The sequence below is a fragment of the Cellulomonas soli genome, from assembly GCF_052036975.1.
Classification (GTDB): Bacteria; Actinomycetota; Actinomycetes; order Actinomycetales; family Cellulomonadaceae; genus Cellulomonas; species Cellulomonas soli_A.
The window spans coordinates 193557-206953 of the sequence record NZ_JBQIAR010000007.1 but is presented as its reverse complement, the minus strand read 5'-3'; the positions used below and the strand labels follow the sequence as shown (position 1 = coordinate 206953).

The 13397-nt window shown below is 74.8% G+C and carries 11 protein-coding genes; 4 read left to right on the top strand and 7 right to left on the bottom strand.

What is annotated here, in order from left to right:
- Positions 1-138: 138 nt before the first annotated feature.
- On the bottom strand, positions 139-957 hold the full coding sequence (locus tag ACTHAM_RS09870; protein ID WP_440686867.1) for an RDD family protein: 819 nt from the start codon (positions 955-957) through the stop codon (positions 139-141).
- Positions 958-1060: 103 nt separating this feature from the next.
- Between ACTHAM_RS09870 and ACTHAM_RS09865 the strand changes: the two genes are divergently transcribed.
- Positions 1061-2050 (top strand): stage II sporulation protein M, encoded by a 990-nt coding sequence (locus tag ACTHAM_RS09865; protein ID WP_440686865.1) that lies wholly within the window; start codon positions 1061-1063, stop codon positions 2048-2050.
- Positions 2051-2068: 18 nt separating this feature from the next.
- On the opposite strand, the gene ACTHAM_RS09860 is transcribed toward ACTHAM_RS09865, so the two are convergent.
- From ACTHAM_RS09860 to ACTHAM_RS09835, 6 genes are all read right to left on the bottom strand, one after another.
- Positions 2069-3250, bottom strand: coding sequence for a winged helix DNA-binding domain-containing protein (locus ACTHAM_RS09860; protein WP_440686863.1), 1182 nt, complete (start codon positions 3248-3250; stop codon positions 2069-2071).
- Positions 3251-3349: 99 nt separating this feature from the next.
- A complete protein-coding gene (locus tag ACTHAM_RS09855; RefSeq protein WP_440686861.1) occupies positions 3350-4642 on the bottom strand; it encodes a DUF58 domain-containing protein in 1293 nt (430 codons plus the stop codon).
- A gap of 14 nt (positions 4643-4656) precedes the next feature.
- The gene (locus tag ACTHAM_RS09850) at positions 4657-5835 is read right to left on the bottom strand and encodes an AAA family ATPase (RefSeq protein ID WP_440686859.1); all 1179 of its coding nucleotides are present in this window, start codon (positions 5833-5835) and stop codon (positions 4657-4659) included.
- Entirely contained in the window at positions 5832-7040 is a 1209-nt protein-coding gene (locus ACTHAM_RS09845) for a DUF4350 domain-containing protein (RefSeq protein ID WP_440686857.1), read from the bottom strand. The genes ACTHAM_RS09850 and ACTHAM_RS09845 overlap by 4 nt, the downstream gene beginning before the upstream one ends.
- Positions 7037-7693, bottom strand: coding sequence for a DUF4129 domain-containing protein (locus ACTHAM_RS09840; RefSeq protein ID WP_440686855.1), 657 nt, complete (start codon positions 7691-7693; stop codon positions 7037-7039). The genes ACTHAM_RS09845 and ACTHAM_RS09840 overlap by 4 nt, the downstream gene beginning before the upstream one ends.
- Positions 7690-9018 (bottom strand): glycerophosphoryl diester phosphodiesterase membrane domain-containing protein, encoded by a 1329-nt coding sequence (locus ACTHAM_RS09835; protein WP_440686853.1) that lies wholly within the window; start codon positions 9016-9018, stop codon positions 7690-7692. The genes ACTHAM_RS09840 and ACTHAM_RS09835 overlap by 4 nt, the downstream gene beginning before the upstream one ends.
- Positions 9019-9211: 193 nt before the next feature.
- Here ACTHAM_RS09835 and mtrA point away from each other — a divergent pair, with 193 nt between their 5' ends.
- Genes mtrA through ACTHAM_RS09820 form a run of 3 tightly spaced genes read left to right on the top strand, consistent with a single transcriptional unit; the run spans position 9212 to position 13313 of the window.
- Positions 9212-9895 carry an MtrAB system response regulator MtrA gene (gene mtrA / locus ACTHAM_RS09830; RefSeq protein ID WP_440686851.1) on the top strand — a complete coding sequence of 228 codons (684 nt, stop codon included), beginning with the start codon at positions 9212-9214 and terminating at the stop codon, positions 9893-9895.
- Between the two features lie 29 nt (positions 9896-9924).
- The gene (gene mtrB / locus ACTHAM_RS09825; protein ID WP_440686848.1) at positions 9925-11640 is read left to right on the top strand and encodes an MtrAB system histidine kinase MtrB; all 1716 of its coding nucleotides are present in this window, start codon (positions 9925-9927) and stop codon (positions 11638-11640) included.
- Positions 11637-13313, top strand: coding sequence for an LpqB family beta-propeller domain-containing protein (locus ACTHAM_RS09820; RefSeq protein WP_440686846.1), 1677 nt, complete (start codon positions 11637-11639; stop codon positions 13311-13313). The genes mtrB and ACTHAM_RS09820 overlap by 4 nt, the downstream gene beginning before the upstream one ends.
- The last annotated feature ends 84 nt before the right edge of the window (positions 13314-13397 follow it).

Here is a 13397-nt window from a genome sequence, read left to right as displayed (position 1 = left end):
CGATCGACGAGGCCGAGGCGCGTGTGCGGGCGGCGGTGCCGATCGCCACCGTGATCTACCTCGAGCCGGACCTGCGCCGGGTGGTCGCCAGCAGCACCTGAGCGTCCTGCGAGCCGGGCCGAGCCGTGCGGGAGCGGGTCAGTCCACGGGGTCGGGGACCCCGTGCGGCAGGCGGTGCAGCAGGGTCGCCTCGTGGGCGTCGCGGACCGCAGCACGCTGCTCGGCGCGCAGCTCCCGCTCCCGCCGCTCGGCCAGCACAGCGACCAGGAACGACTCGGGGTGCGTGCCCGGGGGTGGCAGCGGGCGCACGTACTGCTGCACCTGCTGCGTCAGCTGGCTGCCCAGCTCGACCCGCGACGCGGGGTGCAGCCGGCCGGCGCGGAGCACGAACTGGCGGGCGGAGAGCGCCAGGCCGTCGGGCAGCCGCGCGATGTCGGCGTGCCGGGCCCACCCGGCCAGGTACGGCGGCATGGGAAGCACGTCGCGTCGCGGCGCCGTGCCTCGCACGCGCACCGCGTAGGTGCCCGCGAGCATGTCGCCGACGCGCTTGCCCTGCGGGTGCACGATCGAGCAGATCAGGGCCACGGAGCCCGCCGTCATCCACAGCTCGCCGACGCCCACCAGGGCGCGGACGAACGACTGCCGGAACACCGTCGGTCCGCCGTCGTCCCGGACGATGCGGATGCCCGCGACGAGCTTGCCGAGCGACCGTCCGCGCGTGAGGGTCTCCACCGTCGTCGGGACGATCACGGTGGCCGTGGCCACCATGACGACCGTGAGGATGCGGGCGCCCTGCTCGGAGGCCACCAGGTCGGTCGAGACCAGCACGATCACCACGAGGAAGCCCACGACGGCCAGCAGGAGCAGGTCGATGACCGCCCCCAGCACCCGCGAGGCGAAGGACGCCGGACGCGCGTCGAGCAGCACACCTTCGCCGGTGACGATGCCCTCGTCCATCCACCCGTCCTCTCAGCCGCCGCGGCGCGCTCGAGCCCGCCTGCCAGTGAACGCTACCGGCTGGACGTGACCACCCGGCGCCGCACGGTGGCAGGCTGTGCCCATGGATCTCGACGCGTACACGCAGGTCCGCACGCCTGCCTGGCTGCGGCTCGACGAGCTGGCGCGGCGGCGTCGGCTCACCGGCGCCGAGTCCGACGAACTTGTCCGGCTGTACCAGGCCACCGCGACGGACCTGTCGACGATCCGCTCGAGCGCACCCGACCCCGAGACCGTGACCCGGCTCTCGCAGCTGGTCGCACGGGCCCGGGCGGCCGTGGCCGGCACGCACGAGCCGTCGCTGCGGGACGTGAGCCGGTTCGTGGTGGTGACCTTGCCCGCCGCGCTGCACCGCGTGCGGTGGTGGACGGTGGCCGTGATGGTCTCGTTCGTGGGTGTGGCCGTCGTGTCCGGCTGGTGGGTCGCCACGCAGCCCGATGCCCTGGCGGCGATGGGCACCCCGTCCGAGCGGCAGGCCTACGTCGACGACGCGTTCGCGCAGTACTACACGCCGGGGGCCGGTTTCGCGGCGATGGTGTGGACCAACAACGCCTGGTTGGCGGCCGTGTGCATCGGGACCGGGGTGACCGGCGTGATCCCTCTGTACCTGATGGTGCAGAACGCCGTGTCGGTGGGGGCCACCGGCGGCATGATGGCCGCGCACGGCCATCTCGACGTGTTCCTGCAGCTCATCGCCCCGCACGGTCTGATGGAGCTGACGGCCATCTTCGTCGCCGGTGCGGCCGGGCTGCGTCTGTTCTGGTCCTGGATCGCCCCGGGCCCCCGGACCCGCGCGCGAGCCCTGGCCCAGGAGGGCAGGTCGCTGCTGACGGTGGCGATCGGCCTGGTCGGGGTGCTGGCGGTGTCCGGGGTGGTGGAGGGGTTCGTCACCGGCTCGGGTCTGGCCTGGTGGCTGAAGATCCTCATCGGGGCGCTCGTCCTGACCGGCTTCTGGGTGTACGTGCTCGTGCTCGGCGGTCGTGCAGCGGCCGCGGGCCAGACCGGCGACCTCGACGCCGACCGCGCTGGGTACGTCGCGGCGCAGGTCGGCTGACGCCGGGCGCCGGGCGGCTCAGGCCTCGGCGACGGCCACGGCGTGCTCCGTCGCGTCGTCCGCCAGGAACCGCACGAACCGCTCGCCCTCGGCCAGGGCCTCGCGCCGTGCCGCCGCGGGCCACGGGCGCAGCGGCGTGAGTGTCAGCCGCGCCAGCTCGCCGCTGCCGCCCGGGCGCAGACGGGTCCGTGTGACGGCCCACGTCGCGCCCACCGTGCCGTCCACCAGCACGGTGCCCGGCAGCACCCCGTTGGGGCTGCGCAGGTGCACGCGCACCTCGTCGGGCACGATCCGTGAACGATCGGCGTGGGAGAGCAGCACGTTGTCGAGGTCGGGCAGGAACCGCACGGGTGCGGTGACGTCGGACGGGGGACGAGGTGCGTCGGGCAGGTCGACCAGCTCGCGGCCCCGGGCCGGACCCTCGCCCGCAGCCGTGCGGAACACGCGCAGGCGGGGGCGGAGGCGCTCCACGACGGCCCGCAGACCCGTCAGCCCCGACCAGGTCTGCACGTCGGCCACGCTCGCCGGCCCGAACGCGGCCAGGTAGCGCAGCACCATCCGCTCGACCTGCTCCGCGCGCACGTCGGGGTCGTCGAGGTCCGGGGCGTCGGTCGCCGACGCGCCGAGCCACGAGTCGGCGGTGGTCCACGTCGTCGGGCCAGAGCGGCCCCACACGCCGCGCGGTGGCACCTGGACGAGGGGCAGCGTGCCCCGTGCGGCGTACGCGAGCGTCGTGGACGGCACTCTGGGCCACCGTCCTGTCAGCAGCGCGCCCAGCTCGGTGGTGACGCGCGGCCGCTCCTCGACCAGGGCGCGGGCCAGCGCGGCCAGCTCGCCGAGGTCCACGGCGGCCAGCGCGTCACGGTGCGAGGCGTTGCGCTCCAGGTCACGGGCGAACAGCGGCGCCATCAGGCGGGGCAGCAGCAACGCGTCCTGCGCGGTGACCAGGTGGATCGTGCCGCGCATGACCGCGATGCGTGCAGCGGTGCGGTCCACGAGGGCGTCCCCGAGCTGCGCCGGGGTGAACGCGGCCAACCGGCTCCACAGTGCCACGTAGGGCGAGCCCATGTTCTGGGCCTGCAGCCCCACCAGGTGCTCGACGGCGCCCAGCACCGTGCCCGCGCCACGCACCAGCAGGCCCTGCCGGGCCAGCAGGGCGCGGTTCAGCGCACGGCGGTCGAGCGCGGGGACCTCGTCCATGACCGGACGGTATCGGGAGGTACCCACACCGCCGGCACCGCGCGCAGACGGCGCGCAGACCACACCCGGTCACCGTCGGGGCCGCCGCGCGGCAGGCGTTCAGAGCCGGCCGGCAGCCTTCAGTGCCAGGTAGGCATCGGCCAGCGCTGGAGCGAGAGCGTCGGGCAAGGCATCGACGACCTCCACGCCGCGTTGGCTCAGCCGCATCGCCACGGCGGCCCGTTCGAGCTCGCCGCGTTCGGCCGCGGCCGCGTCGTACACGGCGGCCGGGTCCCGCCGGTCGCTGCGCAGCTGCTCGACCTCCGGGTCGCGGACCGAGGCGAGCACGACCTGGTGGCGCGAGGTGAGCTGGTCGGCCACACCCAGCAGACCCTGCTCGACCGCCGACGGCTCGAGCGCCGTGAGCAGCACCACGAGCGCACGTTGGCTCATGCGCTCCCGGACCGTGGAGACCACGGCCGGCCAGTCGGCCTCCACCAGCGACGGGTCGACGCCGGACAGGGCGTCGGCGACCGCCGGCATCAGCCGGGCACCGGACATCCCGGCCACGCGGGCGCGCACCCGACGGTCGTGCGCGACCAGCTCGACCCGGTCGCCCGCCCGCGAGGCGAGCGCCGCCAGCAGCAGCGCCGCCTCGATCGACGCGTCGAGCCGGGGGGCGTCCAGCACGCGTGCCGCCGACGTGCGGGAGGTGTCCAGCACGATCATGACGCGCCGGTCGCGCTCGGGACGCCAGGTGCGGACCACCACGTCGGCTCGGCGGGCCGTGGCACGCCAGTCGATCGAACGCACGTCGTCGCCGGGGACGTACTCGCGCAAGGAGTCGAACTCGGTGCCCGCACCGCGGATCTGCACGGCTGCGCGACCGTCCAGCTCGCGCAACCGCGCCAGCCGGCTCGGCAGGTGACGGCGGGAGGCGAACTCGGGCAGCACCCGCAGGCGCCCCGGGACGGTCAGCGAGGCTTGCCGGCCGGCCAGCCCGAGCGGACCGGTCGAGCGGATGGTCACCCGGTCGGCCAGGCGATCGCCCCGGCGGGTCGGGACGAGCACCGTGGTGCAGCGGGCGCCCTCGCCGGGCGGCAGCACCACGGGGTGGCGGTCGACGAGGGCCCCTGCCGACGGCTGCCACGCGTCGCGCACCAGCGCCCGCACCGGTCGCCGCCCCAGGTTCGTCAGCGTGAGGGTCGACCGTGCCTGCTCGCCGAGCCGCACGGCCGAGGGCAGGTCCCGTGACAGGGCGACCAGACGCGGAGAGCCGGCCAGCGCCGCGTCGAGGACGCACGCGAGCACGACGACGAGCACCCACAGCAGCACGGTCCCCGGGACGGGGACCAGCAGCACGGCGAGCAGCCCGAGCGCCGTGAAGGCGACCGCGCGTCCTGTGATGGTCATGACGTCACCGCAGCTCAGCGAGGTACGGGCACGGAGGCCAGCACCGTGTCCAGCACGCTCTCGGTGGTGACGCCCTCGAGCTCGGCCTCGGGCCGCAGCTGGACGCGGTGCCGCAACGTGGGGTGCGCGAGGGCCTTGACGTCGTCGGGCGTCACGTACCCGCGGCCCGACAGCCACGCCCAGGCACGGGCCGTGGCCAGCAGCGCCGTGGCGCCACGCGGCGAGACGCCCAGCGACAGCGACGGCGACTCACGCGTGGCACGGCATACGTCGACCGCGTATCCGAGCACCTCGCGCGAGACCTGGACGCGGGCCACCTCGGCACGGGCCCTGGCCAGCAGCTCGACGTCGGCCACGGGGCGCACCCCGGCGGCGCGCAGGTCGCGCGGGTCGAAGCCGGACGCGTGCCGGGCCAGCACCTCGACCTCCTCCTCGCGGGCGGGCAGCGGCAGCGTGAGCTTGAGCAGGAACCGGTCGAGCTGGGCCTCGGGCAGCGGGTAGGTGCCCTCGTACTCCACGGGGTTCTGCGTCGCGATCACCAGGAACGGGTCGGGCAGCGGGCGCGGCGTCCCGTCGACCGTGACCTGGCGCTCCTCCATCGCCTCCAGCAGCGAGGCCTGCGTCTTGGGGGGCGTGCGGTTGATCTCGTCGGCCAGCAGCAGGTTGGTGAACACCGGGCCGGCTCGGAACGAGAACTCGGCCGTGCGAGCGTCGTACACCAGCGAGCCGGTCACGTCACCGGGCATCAGGTCGGGCGTGAACTGGACGCGCGTGGTGCGCAGGTCCAGCGCCGCCGACAAGGCGCGCACCAGCAGGGTCTTGGCCACGCCGGGCACGCCCTCCAGCAGCACGTGACCACGGCAGAGCAGGGCGATGACCAGACCGCTGACGGCCGCGTCCTGCCCCACGACGGCCTTGGCCACCTCGGCGCGGACCGCGGCGAGCGCGTCGCGCAGATCGAGCGAGACCTGCGGTGGTGCGGACGGTGCCGCGTGCGCCGGCTGCGGTGCGGCCGGCGTCTGGTCCTGGGCCGGGAACGGTGCCTGGGCCGGGACCGGGACGGTCCCGGTCACCGGTGCGGGGGCAGGTGCCGGGGGTGCCGGGGCGAACGCCGGTGCGGCGGGCCACGCCGGGCCGACGGGCGGCTGCGGCACGGGCCCGCCTGCAGCCCCGTTCGGGAAGGTCTCGCTCACGATCGGTGAACCTCGCTCTCCAGGTCGTCCAGGTCACGCGCCAGGCGGGTCAGCGCGACGTCGTCGGTGGGTGGTGGTCCGTACAGCAGGGCGGCGACCTCGGTGCGGTCGCGGCCGCTGGCCAGGGCCAGCGCGTCGATCACGGTCGGCGCGGGGGCGGATCGGGGCAGGCCCAGGTGGCGGGCCGAGCGCGCGGCCGCCCCGGCTCGCAGCGCGGCGGCGGCGTGCCCGCGGCTGCGTCCCCGGCGGTAGAGGCGCCCACGTCCGCGGGTCGTCTCGGCGGCGCGCACCACCACGGGCAGGGGCTCGGTGACGAGTCGACCCAGGCGGCGTCCGCGCCACAGCGCCGCGGCGGCCGCCACGACCAGCAGCTGCAGCCCCACCACGGGTGCGGCCGGCGGCAGCAGGTCGCTCAGGGACGGCCCGGTCGCCTCGACGGCCCCGGTGTCGGACAGCGACGGCACGTACCAGACCAGCGTGTCGTGACGACCGAGCGCGCGCAGCACCAGGGCGGCGTTGCCCTCCTCGGCCAGCGCCTCGTTGGTCAACGGCGTCACGTCGCTGAGCACGCTGACACGCCGCTCGCCCTCGACCACGGCGTACGCACCCGACGCCTCGCCGGGTGCCGTGAAGCACACCACGGCCTGCGGGCCCGTCGCGACGAGTCGACCCGCGGCGGTCAGGGTGCCGGCGGCGACCGCGTCGGGGTCCGTGCACGAGGCCTGCGTGGTGACGGGTACGTCCGAGGTGCCGCCCACCGACGTGACCTGGTCGGTGAACGAGGCCAGGCTCCAGCTCGGTGCCAGGAGCACCACGTCGGCCTCGGTTGCGGCCAGTGCCTCGACCTGCGTGTCGATGAGGAGCGTGTCGCGCACCACGAGCAGCGTGGTGCCGGCCTCCGCAGCGGCCACCGCCTCGGACGTGGTCCGCACGAACCGGACGTCGACGCCCTGCCGGCCCAGGATCTGCGCCGCGGCACGTGCACCGCCGGCGGCCGGGTTGTCGGGGGCGAGCGGCACGGACGAGGTGCGCGGCTCGGGCAGTGCTGCCAGCAGCCCGACGAGCGCGAGGCCCGCGACGAGCGCGAGGGGTGCACGCAGCCGACGCCAGCGGCTCGCCGAGCGTGACCGTGTCGAGGTGCCGTCGCCGACGACGGCACCCGCAGGCAGCCCCCCCGGTGTGGTGGTCCAGGTGGGGGCGCTCATCGCACGGCCTCCGCGCCGACGGCCTGCGCGCCCGGGCGCGCAGGCCGCAGGTCACGCACCCGGCTGTCCAGCGCGCGCAGCCACTCGTCCTGCTCGGCGCCCACCTCGAGGCCGCCGTAGGCGACATCGTCGAACAGATGCCCGGCCCGGACCAGGTCGGCTGCCGCCTCGGGCAGCCGCCGGCCGGCCTCGTCAGCGACCTCGTGCGCGGTCCGGCCGGGCCGCGCCTCCAGCAGGGCGCGTTCCTCGAGCGAGCGCACCACGGCGCGGAAGCGTTCCAGCACCGCCAACCCGTGCTCGCCCCGAGCCGCGGCGGCGTCGGCGGCGGCCCGCAGCTCGGCCGCGGTCCGCTCGTCGTCGTGCCCGAGCAGCTCCACGCCGGCGCGCCGGGCCCTCGACAGCCGCACCGGTCCGGTGATCCACAGCGCCACGAGGACCACGACCACCAGGACACCCACCACGACCAGTGCCGCCTGCCACGGAGGCAGCCCGACGGAGGGCAACCCGTCGAACTGCTGGCCGATCCAGTCCAGCAGGCGCTGCAGCAACGACTTGCCCTGGTGGTACTCGGCGCGGGCCAGCTCGTCGCTCGCCCACCGGCGAGCCGTCGGCGCGTCCGGGTCGACGGGCACACCGGCGCCGAGCAGCGTCACGCCGCGGACTCGCCGGCCGCCCGCGCGAGCGAGATGTCCAGACCCTCGCGGCGCATGCGCACGTCGATGTAGAGCAGGCCCACGACGGCCGACACGAACGTGGTCGAGAGCGTCAGCCCGATCACGTCGGCGATCGACGTGATCACGACCGCCCCGAAGCTGGTGGCGGTGGCGTCCCCGGTGACCAGGGTCGCGATGACCGTGGCGGGGAAGGAGATGACCGACACGACGATCGACACCAGGATGTTGACGAGCAGGTAGATGCCCAGCAGACGCCAGAAGCTGCCACGGGTGAGCCGCCACGCGCGAGCCACCGACGACCAGAAACCGCCACCCTCGAGCATGAGAGCGGCTGGAGCCAGCAGGGTGCGCACCGAGAACCAGATCGCGCCGACCACGACCGCCAGGCCGCCGACGAGCGCGAGGGCGACAGCGCCCCCCGCCGAGTCGTTGGCGGCGAGCAGCACGATCAGGCCGATCCAGGCGCCCATCACCAGGCTCACCGCGAGTCCGGACAGCACCGTGAACCCGAGCACGTACCAGACGCGCCACGAGCGCAGCACCTCGGACAGGCTGATGGTGCGCCCGATCACGGACCTGCTGACGGAGACGATGACCAGGCCCGAGAGCACGGTGGTCGCCACGGACACCACCGGCAGGGTCAGCAGCTCGGCCATGCTGGTGCCGAGGGTGCCGTCCATGCCCAGCTCACCGGTCGGGTCGATCGTGCCGGTCAGGTCGGCGACCTGCGGTGCGAGCAGCCCGCCCAGGTACCACGTGAGCACGGCCTGCAGGGCGACGGCCACCGTCACCACGAGGGCAGCCAGCCCGAACATCACGCGCGGGTTCGCGCGGATCGCCCGGAACCCGCCGTCGAGGATCTCGCCGAGCCCCAGCGGGCGCAGCGGCACGATGCCGGGCTGCAGCACGGGGGCGGGGGGAGGCGTCCAGCCAGGGAGTCGTTGGCCGTACCCGGGCTGCGCGTACCCGGGAGCCTGCGGGTAGCCCTGCGGCGGGTATCCCGGTGCAGGCGGGTAGCCCTGCTGCGGGTACCCCGGGGTGGGCGGGTAGCCAGGGGCCGGGGGATACCCGGGCTGAGGTGAACCGGCCTGCGGGTAGCCGGCAGGCGCAGGGAAGCCGGGCGGGACCGGTCCAGGTCCGGTGGCACCGGGGTAGCCGACGGGCGGCGCGACCGGGGGTCCGGCCGGGGGTGCCGGAACCGGCTGGGCGGGTGAGCCGCCCGAGGACGGCGCACCCTCGGTCGGCGGCGTACCGGGCGCAGCCCAGGAGGGCGGGCGCGGTGCGTCGTCGTGCGGCGTCGTCATGCGGGTCCGGCTCCCTGTCGTCCTCGGCACCTGGCGGTTCGCCCCATCGTGCCACGCACGGGTGCCGTCGCGGGCCGGGTGGCCTCACCGCGACCCGCCGGTCGGGTGAACCCGGGGCGCGCCGCGACGCCGCAGGTCGCACGCGGGGCCGGTCGGGCCACCGTCCACACGTGGCGGTGTCACAATGGCGCGCATGAAGGGTCGCGTGCTGGTGGTCGACGATGACACCGCCCTGGCGGAGATGATCGGCATCGTCCTGCGGTCGGAGGGCTTCGAGCCGCTGTTCTGCGAGGACGGTGACGAGGCGCTCGGGGCGTTCCGTGCTGCGCAGCCGGACCTGGTGCTGCTCGACCTCATGCTGCCCGGCAAGGACGGCAACGAGGTGTGCCGTCTGATCCGGGCGGAGTCGGGCGTGCCCATCGTCATGCTCACCGCCAAGAGCGACACCGTCGACGTGGTGCTCGGGCTGGAGTCCGGGGCCGACGACTACATCTCGAAGCCGTTCAAGCCCAAGGAGCTGGTGGCGCGCGTGCGTGCCCGGCTGCGTCGCACCGACGAGCCCGCCCCCGAGCACCTGTCGATCGGCGACGTCTCGATCGACGTGCCTGGTCACCGCGTGGAGCGGGCGGGCCGCCCCGTGTCGTTGACGCCGCTGGAGTTCGACCTGCTGGTCGCCCTGGCGCGCAAGCCCTGGCAGGTGTTCACGCGTGAGGTGCTGCTGGAGAAGGTCTGGGGCTATCGGCACGCGGCCGACACGCGCCTGGTCAACGTCCACGTGCAGCGCCTGCGCTCCAAGATCGAGACCGACCCCGAGCGCCCCGAGATCGTGGTGACGGTGCGCGGCGTGGGCTACAAGGCGGGCGTGGGCAGCGCGTGAGCCGCGCATGAGCGCCCGGTGAGCCCCAGATGAGCGCGCAGGTGCGCGCCGTGCCGCACGGGGGCCGCCGGTGGCGGCTGTGGCGCCTGCGGGCGGTCCGCCGCGTGCGGGCCGTGCCGTTGGCGTGGCGGAGCTCGCTGCAGTTCCGCACGATCGCCTCCACCCTGATGCTGGGTCTGGTGGCCTTGCTGGTGGTCGGCTGGTACGTGGGGGAGCAGACCCGTGACGGTCTGTTCCTGGCCCGCGTGGACCAGGTGCTCGACGAGAGCGCACGCAGCACGCAGGAGGCGCAGGACACGTTCGACGCCTCGACCGCCAAGACGGGAAGCGAGGTGCAGCGGCTGCTGCGCGACGTCGTCTCGGCGCAGCGGTTGGGCGGCTCCGGCGACCGCGAGGTCTTCCTGCTGCGCGCACCGGGGCAGTCCTCGCCCGTCACGGCCGGCTCCGCCGCGACCGACGCCTCGCTCGTCGACCTGGTCTCCAAGGAGCTGAAGGACGCCACGGTCGAGGGCGGGCAGCACTGGCAGTCGGTGGCGCTGCCCGTGGGCACCCGAGACGTGCCCGCCGTGGTGGTCGGTCAGGACGTCGACGTGCCCGTGGTGGGCACCTACCAGCTGTTCTTCCTGTACAGCCTGCAGGACGAGCAGGACCGGCTGGACTTCCTGCAGCGCACCCTCGCCCTGGCCGCCGTGCTGCTCGTCGGGCTGCTGGGCGGCATGACCTGGCTGGTCACCCGGCAGACGGTCAAACCCGTGCGCCGCGCCGCGCAGGTCGCCGAGCGGTTCGCCGACGGGCACCTGACCGAGCGCATGCCGGCGCGGGGTCAGGACGAGATCGCCACGCTGGCACGTTCGTTCAACGGGATGGCCGAGTCGTTGCAGGACCAGATCCTGCGCATGGAGGAGCTCTCGGCCCTGCAGCGCCGTTTCGTCTCGGACGTCTCGCACGAGCTGCGCACACCACTGACCACGATCCGCATGGCCGGCGAGGTGATCCACGGCGCGCGCGACGGGTTCGAGCCGTCGGTGAAGCGGTCCGCCGAGCTGCTCGCGATGCAGCTGGACCGGTTCGAGGACCTGCTGGCCGACCTGCTGGAGATCAGCCGGTTCGACGCAGGAGCCGCCGTGCTCGACGCCGAGGGTCGCGACGTGCGCGACGTGGTCATGCAGGCCGTGGACAACGTGGCCCCGCTGGCCGAACGCCGCGGGTCGTGGCTGCAGGTCTCGTTGCCCGACGAACGGTGCGCCGCCGACCTGGATCCGCGCCGCGTCGAGCGGATCCTGCGCAACCTCCTCGTCAACGCGGTCGAGCACGCCGACGGCAGCACGGTCGAGGTGACCGTCGGTGCCGACGCGCACGCCGTCGCGGTGACCGTGCGCGACCACGGCGTCGGGATGACGGCCGATGAGGCCGAGCACGTGTTCGACCGTTTCTGGCGTGCCGATCCCGCCCGGGCACGGACGACCGGCGGCACCGGCCTGGGCCTGGCGATCTCCTTGGAGGACGCGCACCTGCACGGCGGGTGGCTCGAGGCGTGGGGTCGGCCTCGCCGCGGCGCCAGCTTCCGCCTGACGCTGCCGCGCCGCGCGGGGATCCGCCTGACCGGTTCGCCGCTGCCGCTCGTACCCGCCGACCCGGCCCCGCCGGTGGCCCGCGCGGGCTCGGCGCGACGTCCGGGCACCGACCCCGCAGCCCTGCCCGAGCTCGGCCACGGTGCGGCCGACGACGACCTGGAGGTGCGATGAGGCGCAGGACGGCGTGGAAGGCGCTCGCGGCCACCGTGGGGGTGCTGGCCCTGGCCGCCTGCACGGCGATGCCGACCTCGGGCCCGGTCAGCGCCGGCGACCCGCAGGTCACCGAGCCGGGCGGGGTCGACCTGCTCGCGGAGGGGCCCACGCAGGACGCGCCGCCCGAGAAGATCGTCGAGGGCTTCCTGCTCGCGGGGGCGGCAGGTCTGGCCGACGACTTCGTGGTCGCACGGGAGTTCCTGGCCGGTGAGGCGCGCTCGTCGTGGGAACCCCTGGCCGGGGTGGTCGTGGCGTCCTCGCAGGAGATCCAGCTGACCTCGCCCACGCAGGTGACGCTCAGCGTGCCCGTGACGGCGCGGGTCGACGCCGACGGCCGGTACGTGGAGGCGCCCGCGGACGCCCGCGAGTCGGTGACCTTCGACATGGTGCAGGACGACGACGACCAGTGGCGCATCGCGACGGTGCCCACGGGCCTGATCCTGACCCGGCCGGTCTTCGACTCGCAGTTCCGCTCGACGCCGGTGTACTTCCTCTCGCCCGACAAGCAGTTCCTGGTGCCGGACACGCGGTGGTTCCCGAACAAGAACGTGGCCAGCTATGTCGTGCAGGCGCTGCTGGCCGGGCCCTCGCCGTGGCTGCGCGACGCGGTCGAGAGCGCAGTCCCCGACGGTGTGGACCTGGTCCCCGGGGCGGTGACGATCGGGGAGGACGGTGTGGCCGTGGTGGAGCTCGGGCCGCAGGCGGCCGTGCTCGGAGCCGACCGCGATCTGCTCGTCGCCCAGATCGAGGCGTCGCTGCGGGTGCCGCGGGTCGGTTCGGTGCAGGTCGTCTCCGGCGGCGTGGTGCTCACGGGCGCCACCACGCCGGACCTGGACCGCGGTGCCCTGCCGAGCCTGAACGTGGAGTTCCTGCAGGCCGACACGTTGGTCGAGCTGGCAGGCACCGAGGTCGCCGCCGTGCCCGACGTGGCCCCGTTGGCGGGGTTGGGCGCCGCGTCCCCGGCACGGTCCGAGGACGGCTCCGTGCGCGTGCTGCTCACGCAGGCCGGACTCATGACGGTTCCGACCGCCGACGCGCCAGGAGAGCTCCTGGTGCCCGGGAACGACCTGGTCGCACCCTCCGTCGACCGGCTCGGCCGGGCCTGGACCGCGCGGACGGTCCCGGGGTCGGAGGACCCGACCCTCCTGGCCGCCGCCCCCGGACGGGGCACGGTCGAGATCGTGGTCGACTGGCTGGCGGGCCGTCGCGTCCAGGCGGTGCGGGTGTCCCGGGACGGGACGCGTATCGCGGTGGTCTCCGACGGCCCGGACGGCGTGGCGGTCGACGTCGCGGGCGTGATGCGCGACGACGAGGGCACGCCGGTGCAGGTCGGCGAGCCGGTCCGTGCCGGTGCCTCGCTCACCGAGGCGAGCGAGGTGGTGTGGGTCGACGAGTCCGTGCTGGGCGTGCTGGGCCGCAGCGGTGCCGGATCCGCGCTGCACCTGGTGCCGGTGTCGGGCCCCACGGAGGTGCTGCCCGAGATGGCGGACGTGGTCTCGATCGCGGGCGGGCGCGGTGAACGTGCGGTGCTGGTCGCCACGTCCGACGGGGAGCTGTTCCGCTCCGACGGGCTGAGCTGGGTACGGGTGGCAGGGGTCGAGGGCGCGTCCGACCCGTCGTACCCGGGCTGACCGGCCGCGCACCCACAGCCCCCGCGGGCGGGCCACGGCATCGGTGGTCCACCCGCTCGCAGCCGGCAGCGCACCGCGCGGGGT

Bases quoted from the DNA above. Each gene is read 5' to 3' on its own strand.
- ACTHAM_RS09855 (WP_440686861.1), bottom strand. From the start codon at position 4,642: ATGACCATCACAGGACGCGCGGTCGCCTTCACGGCGCTCGGGCTGCTC.
- ACTHAM_RS09860 (WP_440686863.1), bottom strand. From the start codon at position 3,250: ATGGACGAGGTCCCCGCGCTCGACCGCCGTGCGCTGAACCGCGCCCTG.
- ACTHAM_RS09845 (WP_440686857.1), bottom strand. From the start codon at position 7,040: ATGAGCGCCCCCACCTGGACCACCACACCGGGGGGGCTGCCTGCGGGT.
- mtrB (WP_440686848.1), top strand. From the start codon at position 9,925: ATGAGCGCGCAGGTGCGCGCCGTGCCGCACGGGGGCCGCCGGTGGCGG.
- ACTHAM_RS09835 (WP_440686853.1), bottom strand. From the start codon at position 9,018: ATGACGACGCCGCACGACGACGCACCGCGCCCGCCCTCCTGGGCTGCG.
- mtrA (WP_440686851.1), top strand. From the start codon at position 9,212: ATGAAGGGTCGCGTGCTGGTGGTCGACGATGACACCGCCCTGGCGGAG.
- ACTHAM_RS09865 (WP_440686865.1), top strand. From the start codon at position 1,061: ATGGATCTCGACGCGTACACGCAGGTCCGCACGCCTGCCTGGCTGCGG.
- ACTHAM_RS09870 (WP_440686867.1), bottom strand. From the start codon at position 957: ATGGACGAGGGCATCGTCACCGGCGAAGGTGTGCTGCTCGACGCGCGT.
- ACTHAM_RS09820 (WP_440686846.1), top strand. From the start codon at position 11,637: ATGAGGCGCAGGACGGCGTGGAAGGCGCTCGCGGCCACCGTGGGGGTG.